Source organism: Pseudomonas sp. NPDC087697 (assembly GCF_044743155.1).
In the GTDB taxonomy this organism is placed as follows: domain Bacteria; phylum Pseudomonadota; class Gammaproteobacteria; order Pseudomonadales; family Pseudomonadaceae; genus Aquipseudomonas.
Genome location: NZ_JBIUVW010000001.1, coordinates 396,328 through 411,117 on the forward strand (window position 1 = coordinate 396,328; position 14,790 = coordinate 411,117).

17 protein-coding genes, 2 pseudogenes and 1 riboswitch are annotated in these 14,790 nt (G+C 57.7%); of the genes and pseudogenes, 8 read left to right on the plus strand and 11 right to left on the minus strand.

Going from position 1 to position 14,790, the window contains the following annotated elements; genetic code table 11:
• Positions 1 to 79 precede the first annotated feature (79 nt).
• The 7 genes and pseudogenes from ACIPIN_RS01700 to ACIPIN_RS01730 all read left to right on the plus strand — a co-directional run.
• Positions 80 to 561: pseudogene (locus ACIPIN_RS01700) on the plus strand (tyrosine-type recombinase/integrase); the annotation flags it as partial.
• Between the two features lie 292 nt (positions 562 to 853).
• Positions 854 to 1,063: a hypothetical protein gene (locus tag ACIPIN_RS01705; protein ID WP_401114380.1), complete on the plus strand. Its 210-nt coding sequence runs from the start codon at positions 854 to 856 to the stop codon at positions 1,061 to 1,063.
• Between the two features lie 395 nt (positions 1,064 to 1,458).
• On the plus strand, positions 1,459 to 1,791 hold the full coding sequence (locus tag ACIPIN_RS01710; RefSeq protein ID WP_401114709.1) for a DUF2946 domain-containing protein: 333 nt from the start codon (positions 1,459 to 1,461) through the stop codon (positions 1,789 to 1,791).
• 85 nt (positions 1,792 to 1,876) lie between these two features.
• Positions 1,877 to 2,902 (plus strand): TonB-dependent receptor, encoded by a 1,026-nt coding sequence (locus tag ACIPIN_RS01715; RefSeq protein WP_401114382.1) that lies wholly within the window; start codon positions 1,877 to 1,879, stop codon positions 2,900 to 2,902.
• A gap of 147 nt (positions 2,903 to 3,049) precedes the next feature.
• Positions 3,050 to 3,424, plus strand: a complete 375-nt coding sequence (gene copC, locus ACIPIN_RS01720; RefSeq protein WP_401114385.1) for a copper homeostasis periplasmic binding protein CopC — start codon at positions 3,050 to 3,052, stop codon at positions 3,422 to 3,424.
• Between the two features lie 106 nt (positions 3,425 to 3,530).
• Positions 3,531 to 4,034: a TlpA disulfide reductase family protein gene (locus ACIPIN_RS01725; RefSeq protein ID WP_401114387.1), complete on the plus strand. Its 504-nt coding sequence runs from the start codon at positions 3,531 to 3,533 to the stop codon at positions 4,032 to 4,034.
• 83 nt (positions 4,035 to 4,117) lie between these two features.
• Positions 4,118 to 4,260: riboswitch (cobalamin riboswitch) on the plus strand.
• Positions 4,261 to 4,296: 36 nt separating this feature from the next.
• Entirely contained in the window at positions 4,297 to 5,352 is a 1,056-nt protein-coding gene (locus ACIPIN_RS01730) for a HoxN/HupN/NixA family nickel/cobalt transporter (protein ID WP_401114390.1), read from the plus strand.
• A 169-nt stretch (positions 5,353 to 5,521) separates the two neighbouring features.
• On the opposite strand, the pseudogene ACIPIN_RS01735 reads toward ACIPIN_RS01730, so the two are convergent.
• A pseudogene (locus ACIPIN_RS01735) lies at positions 5,522 to 5,623 on the minus strand (lysis protein); the annotation flags it as partial.
• Between the two features lie 117 nt (positions 5,624 to 5,740).
• On the opposite strand from ACIPIN_RS01735, the gene ACIPIN_RS01740 reads away from it, so the two are divergent.
• A complete protein-coding gene (locus ACIPIN_RS01740) occupies positions 5,741 to 6,418 on the plus strand; it encodes an SOS response-associated peptidase family protein (RefSeq protein WP_401114392.1) in 678 nt (225 codons plus the stop codon).
• 4 nt (positions 6,419 to 6,422) lie between these two features.
• On the opposite strand, the gene ACIPIN_RS01745 is transcribed toward ACIPIN_RS01740, so the two are convergent.
• The 10 genes from ACIPIN_RS01745 to ACIPIN_RS01790 all read right to left on the minus strand — a co-directional run bounded on the left by ACIPIN_RS01745 (position 6,423) and on the right by ACIPIN_RS01790 (position 14,745).
• Positions 6,423 to 6,683 (minus strand): hypothetical protein, encoded by a 261-nt coding sequence (locus ACIPIN_RS01745; protein WP_401114395.1) that lies wholly within the window; start codon positions 6,681 to 6,683, stop codon positions 6,423 to 6,425.
• Positions 6,684 to 6,753: 70 nt separating this feature from the next.
• On the minus strand, positions 6,754 to 7,275 hold the full coding sequence (locus ACIPIN_RS01750; RefSeq protein WP_401114397.1) for a lysis protein: 522 nt from the start codon (positions 7,273 to 7,275) through the stop codon (positions 6,754 to 6,756).
• Positions 7,272 to 7,697, minus strand: a complete 426-nt coding sequence (locus ACIPIN_RS01755) for a cell wall hydrolase (RefSeq protein WP_401114399.1) — start codon at positions 7,695 to 7,697, stop codon at positions 7,272 to 7,274. Before ACIPIN_RS01755 ends, ACIPIN_RS01750 begins: the two co-directional genes overlap by 4 nt.
• A 56-nt stretch (positions 7,698 to 7,753) precedes the next feature.
• Positions 7,754 to 8,104, minus strand: coding sequence for a tail fiber assembly protein (locus tag ACIPIN_RS01760; protein WP_401114402.1), 351 nt, complete (start codon positions 8,102 to 8,104; stop codon positions 7,754 to 7,756).
• Complete coding sequence (locus tag ACIPIN_RS01765; RefSeq protein WP_401114405.1) at positions 8,104 to 9,108, minus strand: phage tail protein; 1,005 nt, start codon at positions 9,106 to 9,108, stop codon at positions 8,104 to 8,106. Before ACIPIN_RS01765 ends, ACIPIN_RS01760 begins: the two co-directional genes overlap by 1 nt.
• A gap of 27 nt (positions 9,109 to 9,135) precedes the next feature.
• Positions 9,136 to 9,816: a hypothetical protein gene (locus tag ACIPIN_RS01770; protein ID WP_401114408.1), complete on the minus strand. Its 681-nt coding sequence runs from the start codon at positions 9,814 to 9,816 to the stop codon at positions 9,136 to 9,138.
• Entirely contained in the window at positions 9,816 to 10,124 is a 309-nt protein-coding gene (locus tag ACIPIN_RS01775) for a hypothetical protein (RefSeq protein WP_401114712.1), read from the minus strand. Before ACIPIN_RS01775 ends, ACIPIN_RS01770 begins: the two co-directional genes overlap by 1 nt.
• An 8-nt stretch (positions 10,125 to 10,132) precedes the next feature.
• On the minus strand, positions 10,133 to 13,696 hold the full coding sequence (locus tag ACIPIN_RS01780) for a host specificity protein J (protein ID WP_401114411.1): 3,564 nt from the start codon (positions 13,694 to 13,696) through the stop codon (positions 10,133 to 10,135).
• A gap of 59 nt (positions 13,697 to 13,755) precedes the next feature.
• Positions 13,756 to 14,343, minus strand: coding sequence for a tail assembly protein (locus ACIPIN_RS01785; RefSeq protein WP_401114413.1), 588 nt, complete (start codon positions 14,341 to 14,343; stop codon positions 13,756 to 13,758).
• A gap of 57 nt (positions 14,344 to 14,400) precedes the next feature.
• On the minus strand, positions 14,401 to 14,745 hold the full coding sequence (locus ACIPIN_RS01790) for a hypothetical protein (RefSeq protein WP_401114416.1): 345 nt from the start codon (positions 14,743 to 14,745) through the stop codon (positions 14,401 to 14,403).
• Positions 14,746 to 14,790 lie beyond the last annotated feature (45 nt).

Here is a 14,790-nt window from a genome sequence, read left to right on the forward strand (position 1 = left end):
GCCACTCTCACCCCCTTCAACGTCAACCGCTATTGCAGCAAAGGATTCGTCATGCCTGAAGAAACCATTTTGATCGAACCGAAGGCACGCCCACATTTGCCGCGCGATTGCCTTGGGGGAAGTGGTAGAGCGTACAAAAACCGGCGGTGACAGGTTCGTGCGGCTCAATGAGTGCGCATTGCACGCCCTGGCGTTCGCCAAAAAGTATGCAGAACGTCGGAAAAAGGAGCCGGCAGGATTCTGGAAACCCCTTTCATCTTTCCGCCATCAAAGAACAGTGAGTATGTGAGACAGACCTCTGAGCTGCACAAGCAGTGGAAGCCGACGCTGAAAGCCCTGGGGCTGCGACACAGACCGCCATACAACTGTCGTCATACTTATGCGACAATGTGCTTAATGTCCAACATGAACCCCGCCTTCATCGCTCAGCAACTTGGCCACAGCGTCCAAATGTTGCTGACGACGTATGCGCGTTGGCTCAACTCAAGCTCAGACTGGGCGGAGCTGGAAAAGCTCCAGATTGGTATCAAATCGGTATCAGGCAAAAACGACCAGCTCTAACCCATTGATAGGTAAGGTAATTGATTTCCACAGCTAACATCACGATGCAGCATGAAATGCATTCTGGTGATTGCTTATGATCAGTGTTTACTGGGCGAAGTCAGCATGAGTAATCACCAGTAACGCACAGAAATGCACCCGCTGGTTCCAGAGTTGGTCCCGGCGGGCAATTTTCACACCATGCCGAATCTGCATAACACCCCTCCCCGGCGTCCTGCCGACCAAATGCCTTCCCCCTCTATCGCTTCAAGATTTCCGGCTGGTACGCTGCACTCTTCACGGAGGAATCGCGATGCCAAATTCAGACCTGCTCCCTTCCCTGCTTTTCAAGATCAACGAAAACCAGCTCGCCCTAGAGGCTGCCATCTTGGAGCTTTCCAACTGGGTCGAAGCGCGCGGCTCAGCCGACGTCGCCGACAACGTGCGCGGTGCCTTGGACACCATCGACAAGAACGAGGAGTTCATCAAAATGACGCTTGCGGTGCTGATGACGCCCGAGTGATGCCGGCTACAGCTCGTCGCGTGGTCCTCTATGGCAAAAATAAGCAGTGATTTCGTGAAAGACGGCTATCGGCCAAGAGCGGTCATAGGCACCGACGGCATACCTTGCCAAGCGCATTGGTGAGGCAAGAGCATCAGAGCCTTCGTCATGTGTTGCGGCGGAATGTCGCACGCATTATTGATGCGTTGTGCTTGTTACCATTGTTTGTCACCCTTGGCTCCGACGAAGGACGAACGTCGCAGGATCACTGCAAGCGTTAGCGAGCCGGGCACCTGGATTGAAGTGCTCACAAGGCAGTACCCGTATTTCGATTTTGCCATTTCGGCCTAATAACAATTAGCGACGTCACTTTCGTGTCCATGTCTCGGGCTCCCCACTCATTGCGTCAGCTTGCCATGTGCTTGGCCATGCTTGCAGCGTTGCTGCCGAGCGTGATGCTTTGGCTGCCTGCTGCACATGGGCAGTCGATGGAGATGGGCGAACACTGCGACATGGCCGGCATGACCGGGCACGCCCCCGACAGCCGTAACCCCGCGCCGGATCAGTATCACGAATGCCATTGCCTGTTGTGCGTCGTGCATGCGGTAGACATCGGTTTACCGCCCAGCATCGTTCAGTGGCAGCTATCCGGTCGCACAGACGTAGTCCTTGCGCAAGCGACCTATAAACCGTACCTGAATGCAGTCTGGCTGATCTCAGAGCCGCGCGGCCCACCTACCTTTTCCTGATTTCTTTTGCGATGACCAACCATCCCCAGCCTGCTCGGGATGCTTGCCCCTATCCGTTGCAACTTAATCAAGGAATGCCATCTCCATGGTCATGCCATCACGCCGCCGTACCCGGCGTACCGTATTGCCGTTCGCGGTTTTGTCTGTCACCGCTTTATTTCCACACCTTGCGTTGGCTTGTGCCAGTTGCGGCTGCACCCTCAGCTCCGATTGGGACAACCTCGGCATCAGCAGTTCGTCCGGGCTGAAACTGGATCTGCGCTACGACTACCTGAATCAGAACCAGTTGCGCAGCGGTACCAGCACCATTTCCCCAAGCGCCGCGAGCCAAGTCTCCAACAACGGCAACGCCCAGGAAGTGGAGAAATACACGCGTAACAACTACCTGACACTGGGTCTGGATTACAGCTTCAATCCGAGCTGGGGTGTGGATCTGCAAGTGCCTTATATCTTTCGCAGCCACAGCACGCTGGGCACCGCATCGGACGGCACCACGCCGGGCGATGGCGGCGGCCAGTACGACTCCAAGACCTCCAGCCTGGGCGACGTCAAGATCATCGGCCGTTACCAGGGATTCACACCGCAACATAATCTTGGCGTGATGTTCGGCTTGAAGCTGCCCACCGGCGCCCATGACGACACCGCTGCGTCGAGCGACCCGACCTCTCCTGATCCTGTGGCTATTGATCGTGGTCTGCAACCTGGCACCGGCACCACCGACGGCATCCTGGGTGTCTATTACATGGATACGCTCAACAAGAACTGGGACTACTTCGGCCAGGCCATGGTGCAGAAGGCGCTGAACTCCAGCGATCACTATCGCCCCGGCGATGGCGTCAATCTGAACGTGGGTCTGCGTTACATGGGCAACGCCTACGTCATGCCGCAAATTCAACTGAACGTACGGCACGTCGAGCACGATGACGGTGCCAATGCCGACACCATCAGTACCGGCGGAACGCTGGCCTACCTCAGCCCAGGTGTGACGGTGCCGCTTGGTAAAAAGGTCTCGCTCTACAGTTTCGTGCAGGTGCCGGTGTATCAAAACGTCAACGGCGTGCAGCTTGCTCCGCGCTATACCGCAACCATGGGGGCGCGTTACGCGTTCTAGTTCGCCGACAGTCACCGGGTGACGGGTGAGCACGCCCTCCCCGGTACTACCCTGAGTTTGTGATTCGAGACACGGCGCATACAGCCCTTCCGGGCTCGAAAATGCCGAGTTGATACACCACCTATCCCACTATCGAGGTACTTGAAGATGTCTGCTCATTTCACCAAGAAAGCCTTAACTGCTGTCGCCCTGATCGCCTCTCTCGCATCGATCAGCAATGCCTTTGCGCATGCTCACCTGAAAAACGAAATGCCTGCCGCCGACAGCAGCGTTACAGCCCCCAAAGAGCTGCATTTGAATTTCTCCGAAGGCGTCGAAGCAAAGTTCACGAAAGTAACTGTCACTGACGACGGGCAGCCGGTTGCCATCAAAGGTATCGACACGGCTCCGAACGACAAAAAACTGTTGATCGTTACCCCAGAACAACCCTTGAAGCCAGGATCGTACAAAGTCGAGTGGCATGCCGTTTCAGTCGACACCCACAAGAGCGAAGGCAGCTACACATTCAAGATCACTGAGTGATGATGTGGGGCGTCGGTGACACTCACCGACGCCTCGTCACCGTATTTCGACTATCGGAGACCGACTCAGCCTACTGTGCTGAGCCAATGAAACCGAGGGAAACCTGATGTCCGCAAAAAGACTACTGCCATTGTTCGCACTCTGTTGCAGCCTGGTTGGTCTGCCCGCATGGGCGATTGATGTAGGCGAGCACGCTCCGAACCTGACGGCAAAAACGTTGAATGGCGAAACGTTTGATTTGCAGAAACAGGCTGGCCAGGTGGTGATCGTGAATTTCTGGGCCTCCTGGTGCGAGCCGTGTCGTGAAGAAATGCCGGCCATGGAAACCTATTATCAGCAGCACAAAGGCGAAGGACTAAAGATCATTGCGATCAGCATGGATGAGCCGGAAGACGACGCTATGGTGCACAAAGTCATGGCCCATTACAGCTATCCTGCGGCGTTCCAGCGTGATGCCGACTTCCAGGGGTTTGGCCGAATCTGGCGCATGCCGATGACCTACGTCATCGACCGGCAAGGTGTGGTGCGCAAGGATGGCAGCGTGGGCGACCCAAAAATCGATCTGCCGTTGCTGGATCAGCTTGTGACTCCATTACTGACAGCGCATTAGCCGATGGGTAACTCAAGTTCTAGACCACAGGGTCGTCAGATCGAGCAATTAGGCATTATTTTACAAACATCATCTGCGCCTGCGTAGACTGCCCAGGCAGATGTTTCAATATGTTGCATAACGAGAAGCCGGTGTAATTCCGGCACGGTCGCGCCACTGTATCTGGATCGCAGGCTTTAAGCCGAATGAGTCCAGGAGTCAGACCTCGTTTTGTGCTCTTCTCAATCCAAATGGGGCGCGTGTTCCCTAAAGGTAATGTTCGATGATTCTTCGTCTCGCTCAGATTTTCAGCGACTCCAATAGCCAGGTACGAGCCAAGATTTTTGGCATCTATGGGGTATTGATCGGTATTAACGTTCTTGCTTGGGTCTGGGCGCTGGTGGCCTTTCACGATCACCCCGTTCTCCTTGGCACGGCTCTACTTGCCTACGGCTTTGGGCTCAGGCATGCGGTAGATGCTGACCATATTGCAGCTATCGACAACGTCACTCGCAAGCTGATGCAGGAAAAAAAACGTCCAGTCACCGTGGGGTTTTTCTTCTCCCTCGGTCACTCCGCTGTTGTTGTGCTCGCGTCCATTGGTGTCGCCCTTGCCACCTCAGCGATGAAAGCCAACTTTGAGAGCTATAGGGAGATGGGGGGCGTTATCAGCACCTCAGTTTCCGCCTTGTTCCTATTCCTCATCGCGCTGATGAACCTGATTATTTTGAGGTCGATTTACAAGGCATGGCGCCACGTCAGGCAGGGTGGTACCTATGTCGAGGACGACTTTGACCTGCTGCTGGCGGATCGTGGTTTTCTTGCGAGGATTTTCCGGCCATTGTTTCGCTTGATCACCCGAAGCTGGCACATGTTCCCCTTGGGCTTCCTGTTCGGATTGGGGTTCGATACTTCCACTGAAATCGCGCTGTTAGGAATCTCCGCCAGCCAGGCTTCCCAAGGATTGTCGCCATGGGCAATCATGGTTTTTCCGGTTCTTTTCAGCGCAGGCATGTCGCTGGTCGACACGCTGGACGGTCATCTGATGTTGGGAGCATACGGCTGGGCCTATATGAAGCCGATTCGCAAGATCTACTACAACATGACGATCACCCTGGTATCGGTTGTGGTCGCCGTGTTGATCGGAAGCATTGAGGCGCTAGGTCTGATCGCGAACAAGCTGGCCATGCAGGGCCCAGTATGGGATGTGGTAGGTAAACTCAACGACAACTTTGGCATGCTTGGCTACATGATCATCGGTATTTTTATCGCCAGTTGGGTCATTTCGGTGATGCTCTACCGCATAAAAGGGTTTGATGCGTTGGAAGTAAAGTGCTGAGATCAAGCAGTAAGTAATGCTCGGTCATTGGATAAAGTGGCGACCTAACTGGGTCGCCGGCAATTCCCGCTAATTTTCTCTGCACATGCGCAAACGACAGAGTGTCCGCTCCTGGCTGTTTTCTGCCTGCCACGAATGACTGGTTTGGGTCGATTGCGGTCATTCAGCCTCAGTGTGATACCTCCCTCACATACGCCTGGCACGCCGCCAGCGCAATCAGTCCCCGGTCGCCGTCGTCGGTGATGCCGATAATTCGTTGAGCATGCGCGGGGCAAGTCATGGGCGCGCTCCGCCATGATCCACGCTTCCGCCGCCGGTATCGGTTTTGTACGGAGATGAGCAGCCCCGCACTCAGCTATGCTGAAATCTCCACTGGAGGACTTTGCCAATGTGCGGAAGACTTTCCCAGTACCGTGGTATCCACGACTTCGTGGCGGCGCTGAGCATGCCCAATGCTCTGGTCAACACCGTCGGCGACCAGCCGCTCGAGCAGTACAACGTCGCACCTACAACAAGGGTCGCCCTCTTTCGCCAGGAAAGCGACACGCTGCGCGCCGATCTGGTCAGGTGGTGCTGGCGACCGCATTGGGCAACCGACCAGCCAGCGAAACCGAACGGCAGGGTCGAAAAGGTAGCGCATAGCCCATTCTACCGGGCGATCTGGCCACACCGCGCCATTACGCCAATCGACGGGTGGTATGAGTGGGTCGATGAAGGTGGCCCCAATAAACAGCCCTACCTTATCCGGCGCCGAGATGGTGCCCCTGCCTTCTGCGCCTCAATCGGCCAGTTTACGACCGGCGATCACGAGCCGAGCGAGTATGACGGTTTCGTGATCATCACTGCCGATTCGGCCGGCGGCATGGTGGACATCCACGACCGGCGCCCGGTGGTGCTCGCGCCAGAGTTGGCTCGGGAATGGCTGGACCCGGCAACGCCCAAGGAGCGCGCCGAACATATGATGATTCAACAGGGAGAGCCGTCCGAGTCGTTCGAGTGGTTCAGGGTAAGTCCGAGCGTGGGCAATGTGCACAACCAAGGCCAGAGTCTGATAAAGCCGATCTGAAATGTTATTTGTCCCGCTGAACCCTGCAATTCACGTAGGCATCACTCCCCGGCTTAGCGCCGTACGATTGGCAAACAGCGTCATCTGTAGTGCTCTTCTCCGCCCTGGCGGCCGACAGGTTTTTTAAACTTTGCTGGCGAACCTCATACCCTTTTGTACCAGGAAGGCAGTCATCCCAGGCAATGATGCCAATCGCGCAATCAAGCGGATGATTGGCGCAACCGGCAAGCGCCAGCATTGATACGGCTACACAAAGAGCTTTCATATTGGCGGCCCTCCCCGGCCGCCGTGCAGTCTGCCATCCTTTCAAGGACAAAAATATGCTCTGCAATGCTTCAGCGATTCACTTCTCTGACAAACGCCTGGCATGCAGCCAGAGCTATCAATCCCCGGTCACCATCGTCGGTGATGCCGATAATTCGTTGAGCATGCGCTGGGTCAAGTCTGGCGCGTGTTCCTCCATGAACCACGCTGCCGGCTTCGGTAGCGGCTGGCATTGCGCAACCACCGGCTGAATCCGTTGCGTCGATGAGGACTGACAGCCGTAAATCGGAAGTAGCAAGGCGATCGCGCAGGCGAGCCTGGTCTTTTTGAGCATTGGTCAAAGCCTCGTAGTGGGTTTGGTCGCTGGTCGCCAGGCGCTGCTCGAGCGCGAGGCGTTTGTCTTGTTCGGCGCGCTGCTGAGCGGCGGCGGCCAGGGTCAGCTCGTTCAGCGTCTCGCCCTGAATCTGCGCCTGCTCTGCCAGTTGCTGGCCGTAACGCCAGTCCTGTAGCTGCCAAGCCAGCGCCGCCGCGCCGCCACCTACAACGGCCAGCAACACTGCGACGCCAATCAGGCGCCCCGGCACGGCAGTCACGGCACATCTCTGAAGAAGACGTGGTGCCCGAGCTTCAGCGTCTGCTTCGCCTTCGCCGCCCAAGCCGGAGCCTTCGGCATGGTGGTGGCGTAGTAGTGCGTAGCCCCGCCGGTGGGATCTGGCGCGGTACCGGCGATCACCTGGTCAGCGGCTTTTTGCGCCTGGACGAACTGCCCGGCCGGGATTGGCTTAGCACCGCTCAGGTAGGCGAAGTTCGGGTCGTTCTTGTTCCAACAGCTGAACTGCCAGGCCTTCAGGCACACGCCAGCGTAACCCTCACCCCACCAGGAGTTGGCCTTGCCGTCATTCACGCGGTTACGGATCGTCCAGGCGACGGCAATCTGGCCGGCCAAGCCTTCGCCGCGAGCTTCGCCCCACAGGGTGCGGGCAAGGATGTCGCGGTCTTTATCGGTTACGGGCATCACTTTTCTCCAGACAAAAAAATACCCGCTCATGGCGGGCTGCTTTACGGCTCAGGTCATACCGGCGTGGCTGGCCATTCGATCGTTACGGGGTAGCCCGATTGCTCGGGCAATCTGTTCAGCGCGACTCTGTATTTCTTCCAAGCTTTCAATAGCGCGACCTCAGCCTCCGCTGCATCATCGATGTCCACCGCGTCCTGCAATGGCCTGATCGCATAATCAGCGATCGCACGAAGACTTGCCGTCTGAGCAGCAATATCCGCTTTGACCTGCTCGTCGGTCTTCGGCAGCTCGACAAAATCGGAGTCATCCATGACCGTTCCGCCGTTTGCCGCGGCGTACTCATGAATGTCGATATCGGGGGCCACGACCTGCTTGAAGCCTTCAGCCGTCTTGATGATCAGCATCAGTTTTTACCTCCGACGATTATCACGTTGATCATGGAGAAGTCCCTGGTACTACCACTCGGCACGCCCGTGACAATCCTGACCTTGTTCAAGGTTCGAGTTGAGCCGTTGGACCCGTTCTCATAAACGATCGCCTGAACCGCAGAGTCATCACACGCCATGCCGACTACGGAAAACGCAGTGTTATCCATAGGGGTCGCGAAGTTGATGTCGTATATGCCGGTTGTGACTTTGGTGATGGACGCCACATTGAAGTTGTTGATGATCGTCGGGCCAGAACCCACGAACACTACTGAAGCTGTGATCAGGCCCTGTTTGCTCCCCGTGATCTTTGTCGCCAATGCAGAGACCAAATCCGTCTGATCAGTCAGCGCCCCCTTGAGCTTGCCCCAAGCCAGGCCGTCGGTTCGCCCAGTACCACCTTGAGCGAGGGTCAGCGCGGTGGTGAGCCCTGACAGGGAAGTGATATCGCCGTTCTCCCCCTTCGCGGCTCTAGCGCTTATCTGCGCCTGGAGCTTGCCGGCGGCAACTAAAATCGAATCGGCGGCGACTACAGCCGAGTTTGTTGTGGTGACGAGCCCGGTCAGCGCCGAAGCAACAGCACGGGATGCAGAGAAATAGAGGTTTGCCGCCCCCTCTGAAAGGCCGTCCGTACTGGCCAGACCAAGTGCATCCCGAACCCCAACCTGTGTGGGTATATTTCCCAGCACCGCCAGCACGCCGCCGAATTGATTGATCAGCGCCCGAAGGGCGTCGGCGGAATCTTTGACGTAGCCCTGCATGGGCGCCAGCGCATAGCTACCCGAGGTTTTTGTGACGCCTTGGTACGGCGGGTCAATCGACATCGTCGTATCGCTGGCGATATTGGTAACTTCGTACCAGCCACCATCTGGTAATCGTGCAGCATCTCCGACGCGGCCATTAGCGGCGAAAGCTGTTCCCGCACCTGTAACAGTGCTTGAATTTTGGACGACAGAAACCGTCCCGGCCTTGTACCAGGGCATAAGCGATATCCTTGCAGAGAGTTGAGGCTAGGCGTTCATCTTTGCGAACACAGCCGGGAGAAAGAACGCAATTGGGTTTGAGGCGGCGCTCGTGATTGCGTAAAGCGTGTTGTTGGGAAAGTCCCACCAGCAGTAAAGCCATCGGGGAATACCGCTGCCCGAGGTCATCTTCATGCCGAAGTTATTGAGCAGCAGGTACTCGTTCTGCGGGAAGTTGAAAGGGACCGTGTAATAGATCCGCGTCAGCCCTTGAGCATCCAGGTCATATTTCACGTAATTCCAATTCTGGAACGCACGGGTGAACGTGGCGTTAGGGGTTCCGGAGTCGAACAGTAGATTGCCCACTCCATCCCATAGCCGCATGCCGTACTGCGCAATCGGCTGCGCCCCGAACGCTGCAACGAAGTACCGGCCATTCGGCTGAGCGGTACTCGCGCTGTAGGCTCGCACGTAGAACCCCGTCCAGTTACCCGCTGAGCCGATCAGCCTCATCATGCACAGCCCGGCCACACCATTGACCGTGTCGGGCCGGACGAAGACCAGCGGAGGTTCTTGTGAGGTAACTGGCCTGGCGAAGTAGGTGGTCGACCCCATGCCTGACTCTTCCGTTGGCGCAAACCTCCCGGAAGAAATGACCATCAGCCTGGCGTACTCCGAATCGAGCACCACGGTGTTGCTGTTGTTGGTGAATTGAAGTCCATAGGTCATCAGCTAAACCTCATCACGATCAGGCGCATGGTTCCGGATGCAATCGTGCTGGCGGCGTAGCCACGGGTGTGGTTGTAGACTCGGACCACGTTGTCGACCAGTTCCGTCTCGAACTGCTGCTGCAGGTCTGTGTAGGTGCCCACCGGCACGACAATGGCAACACCATTCCCTGGCCCCACTCCCGGTACCGAGAAGTCCTGATTGGTCTTCGCCGCGTTAGTGAATGAGACCAGGGTCGACAGCACCACGCGGATAGTGAACGAGTTTTCATCGATCTGGAGTGAGCCGTCTCCACCCCAAATCCGCATTCCATGGCTCATGCGTCGAGATCTCCCAGTTGCACGCGCTTCACATTGTTTTGGTCGTAGACCTTGACGGCTCTGTTGGTCATCGTCAGCCGACCACCGCCTGGCGCGGGACCGTTGAACTCCAGGTTCCCAGCTTTATCCAGGCGCCAGCCCAACACTCCGGGAATGTAGTTGTCGGATTGCAGGGCCTGGCCGATCTTCAGCATCGTGATGCTGCCGTCCTGGATGAACGCCGAACGCATGAACACCTGGCCGCCCTGCACCGTGAACGGCGTAGAGAGCATCCCGTTGATGTTGTTCACCACCGAGAAACGGTCGGCATTGACCAGGAACTGACTCTGGAACACCCCATTGACGTTCTCGATCCCCAGCCCGATACCGGCGGCGACATACTGCCCCTGGGCGTTCATCTCCATTTTCACCGACCACATGGTGGACAGGTTGCCGTTCAGGTCGGCAAAGGCTCTGCTGGTCTCCTGGATCTTTGCCGACGCATCGCCGACTTCGGCCGTGAGGTTGGTGATCTTCTCGGCGGTCGCCTCCTTGTCCGTGGCGACGGTGCGCGTCAGCTCGATGACGGCGGCTTTGTTCTCCCCTACCTCAGCTGAAACCGTGGTGAGCCGCTGCGCTGTGGCCAGGTTCTCCGACGCCCGAACCTTCTCTTCGGTGGCAATCGCCGCCGTACTGCCCCACTCCTTCAGCGCGCCATCCAAATCACCCTGCCCGTCGTCGTCACGCCATGAGGCGCGCAGCGCCTGGAACGCCGCAGCATTCGCCGTGACCACGCCGTCGAGCTCGGTGATATCTGCGGTGTTGAAGGCCACCTGTTCGGCCTGGCCATTCGCCGTCTCGATGGACTTGCCGATGTCCAGCCAATGCACGGGGTCGGGCGGCGGCGTATCGAGCGGTACCGGTTGCGCAGCCTGGTACAGGCGCTGGCCAAACCGCACCATGTCCTCGGCGACGTAGGTCTTCTCCGGGTCGTACAGCAGGATGTCGTCCAGCTTGTCGAGCTGCTCCTGCAGGTCGTCGATCTTGCCGATCTTGTCCCGCAAATCCTTGCCGAGCTCGGTCTCGTTGATCTGGCCGCCGATCATGTCCAAGATCGGCCCCGCATCCGAACTCGATTGGCCCATGACGCCAATGCCGATCGGATACCACGGACCGATGTTGCCGATCCGATCCACCAGGCGCGCCCAGAAAAAGAGCGTCACACCGGCGCGCAGGCCCAGCATCGTGTAATCACTTTGCGGGTACGACATATCCGTCAGCTTGGTGGCCATCTCCAGGCTGGTGGTCGGGCTGTACCAGATCTCCGTGCGCTGGGTGTCTTCGGCACCGGCAGGAAAGCCCCACTTCAGGTAGATGCCGAATATCAGCGGGCTCGCGTTCAAGTACGAAACAGCCGGCGGCAGGCCCTCCTTACCTTTCAAATAGGTCAGGTTCGAGCTTTTCCAGATCGACGAGATATCGAAGGCGCTCACGGCGCGGACGCGGGCCAGGTAAGCGCCGACATAGATACCCGCCACGTCGATACCGGTCGCGCCGGTGCGCTGCAGCTTGATCCAGTTTCCGCTGTCCTTGCGCCACTCCACGTCATACGCCACGGCGCCAGGTACAGCCGGCCAGGCGATCGTCATGGTGGAGACCGCAATCCCCTGGGAGACGATGGTATTTGCTGTAATCGCGACACTCGTCGGCGCCGGAACCACGGTGATCGGAATCACGCTGATGGGGCGCTCTTCCAGACGGACACCGGTGTCGATGTGAGCGAACTTGCTTGGGTCGTATTGGACGGCCGAGATTTCGAAGACGCCTGGCTCTGGTCGCGACACGCTGGTCACCCGGTACAGCGGAATGGCCAGGTCGTCAGCATCCAGAGCCCACACCAGCTGCGGTTCAGGCGCCGCCGAATAAGCGACGGTCACGGTAACCTTCCGACCGCTGACCAACTGTACCGTCCGGCCCTCGCACTTGCCGTTCGGCAGGTTGAGAATCAGTCGGTCACCGGCCTTGGCCTGAGTGTCACGGTCCAGAGTGATAACCCGGCCGGACACCGCCGAGATCCGCCCGCCGACAGCGCGGCCAGCCAGCAGCTCATCCGCCACGGGAATGACATAGCCAGGCAGTGGGATACGACCGTCGAGGCCGACCTTGAAGGAAATGCCGCGGTCCTTCGAGTTCGTCAGCAGTGCCCACTTGCCGCGGCGTTGTGCCTCCGATTCTCGGGTGCAGCCGATGGCGCTGATTTCTAGTGGGTTATCACCATAGCGCCGTTGCAACTTGGCATCGGTCACCGCTGTGACGTCGGTGTCGTAGTTGTTCGCCGGGTTGTCGTAGCTGATCAGCGCACGGCTGTATCGGGTGCGTTCCGATGCGCTCGAGTAGGTGAACTTGCCGTCGATGACGTTCGCCCGGGTGTAGGCAAAATCAAAGTCGGTGGCGCGCGGCATGTCGGACAGCGTGAAGACCTGGCCTTGAGCCCAATAGGTCATACCGCGGTAAATGGCGGAGATGTCACGCAGCAGCGACCAGGCATCAGCCTTGCCTTGCAGGTTCAGGTTGCAGATGAAGCGCGGCTCCTGCCCGCCTACACCGTTCGGCACCAACTGGTCGCAATACTGGGCGATCCGGTACAGCTCCCACTTATCGACCTGCCACGGTTTGATGCGCCGACCGAGGCCGAAGCGATCGTTGACGGTGATGCCGTAGGTGACCCAGGCAGGGTTGTCAGTCCAGGCTTGTTTGAACGTGCCGTCCCAGATGCCGATATACGAGCGGCTGTCCGAGTCATAGTTGCTCGGCACCTGCCACTTTCGGGCGCGGCAGTCCACGGTCACCGCTGGAATGTTGCGGAACTGCTCGGCCGAAAACTCGATGTAGAGCAAGGCGGTGTTCGGGTAGCGCAGCTTGGCGTCGATCACCTCGGTGAAGCCGGCAATCTGCATGGTGTCGGCGATTTTATTGTTGTTCTGGTTGGGCGTAATGCGGGTCACGCGGATCAGCCAGCCGCTGGACGCCGCCGGCAGGTCGATTCGACGGGTTCGCTCGTAGGTGCTGGTGGTCTTGCCATCCACACCCTCATAGAGAACCTGCTGATACGCGCCTCCGTCGGTGGCCAGCTCTACTTTGTACTCAATCCGATAACCGTTGACGTTGCCGTTGGTGTCCACCGACTGCAGCATTGGCCAGGCAAAACGCAGACGTACGGCCGAAAGCTCGGTATTGCTGATCGCGCGAACCCAGGGGGTGCCACTGCGCAGTTCGATGCCGAGAGAGGTTTCATTTTCGATCGAGGGGATACCCTGGATATAGCCCTGCTCGACTGAGCCACTGCGGTACTCCCACTTCACGTTTGGGAAGTTCATGTTTCCCTGCGGATCTTGCAGCGGCGTGTTGTCGAGGTAGATATCTTGCGCGGTCGGATTGCCGGCGAACTCACCCTCGCCCACGGCAATCAGGATTTTGGCCATCGCCACCGAGCGCAGGCTGTCCGGCGCTTCAGTCGGGGTCTTTGGCTTATCCGATCCGCCCTTGGCGCCGTAGATGTCGATCTTCTGTGCTGCGCCCATGCGTTTCTCCAGGCAATAAAAAACCACCTCATGGGTGGTTGCGGTGTTTGGTGGTCTTGCTACATCTGGTCTTCGGCGTAGATCGCGGCGCTGATGATCGCCCCGCCCCACCGGCGTTTGCCGATGCAGAGCGGTACCGGGTTACCGGATGCAGTGGTGTTCTTGGCGGAGCCAAATGCATATCCGGGTGTGTTTTCGGGGGCTGCGCTGGTTTTCAGGCCTTTGGGTTGGGGGCTGAGCATTTGGATAACCCCGCCGGCGACCATCGCAATACCCGCCGCCATGAGCCCAGGTCCTGCGGGGCCTGCAAAGAATGAAGCAGCGATCAGCACTACACCTATGATGGTCTGAAGGAGCCCTGCACGCTTACTGCCCGTGATTACTGGAGCGATTCGAATATCACCAGCACCGCCATAGCCCAACTCCTTCTCTCCAAGATTCTTCGAACCTCGAAAAACAGCAAACTCCAGCCCTTTAGACTTAGCATTGGAAATGAAGCGCTCGAAACCAGGAATCTGGACACAGAGAGCCTTGATTGCCTCGGCAGGCGATCGTACTGACAGCCTAAAAGAGCGACCAAACTGCCGAAGCTGTCCATAAAGCAAAATTGTAGTAAGCGGTTGATATTCAGTTGCGAGTGCGGACATTGCTTTTCTCCGGATGTAAAAAAACCGCCTGGATAGGCGGTCTCTTTGAGTTGCTATTTATAAGCAGCGGCGCACAGCGTCTTCTATTGCGCCTCTTCCCACCATCTTTGACCATGGCATGCGCTGATACAGCGCCACCTTGCTGCCCTTGCCAGAGCTGCCGATCTCAAGCACCTCGTCGGTCATCATGTCTGTAGCGACTATCAAACGGTAACCACTTTCTGTCTCAGACATGGTTGAGGTTGAGCGCTCCTCTTGCCATTTAGGAAGTACGCAGAGTGCGTACTGTTTCGGCGCCTTGTTGCTGCTTGCACTGATCGTGGGATCATTCTTCATTAGATCGCCTGGCGTCGAGCACCCCGCCAGCATCGCCACCGCCAAAGCTCCTACGAGCAATTTCATGTCGTTCCCTCGTTGAGATTTGGCGAGACTTTAGCACTGGGTAGT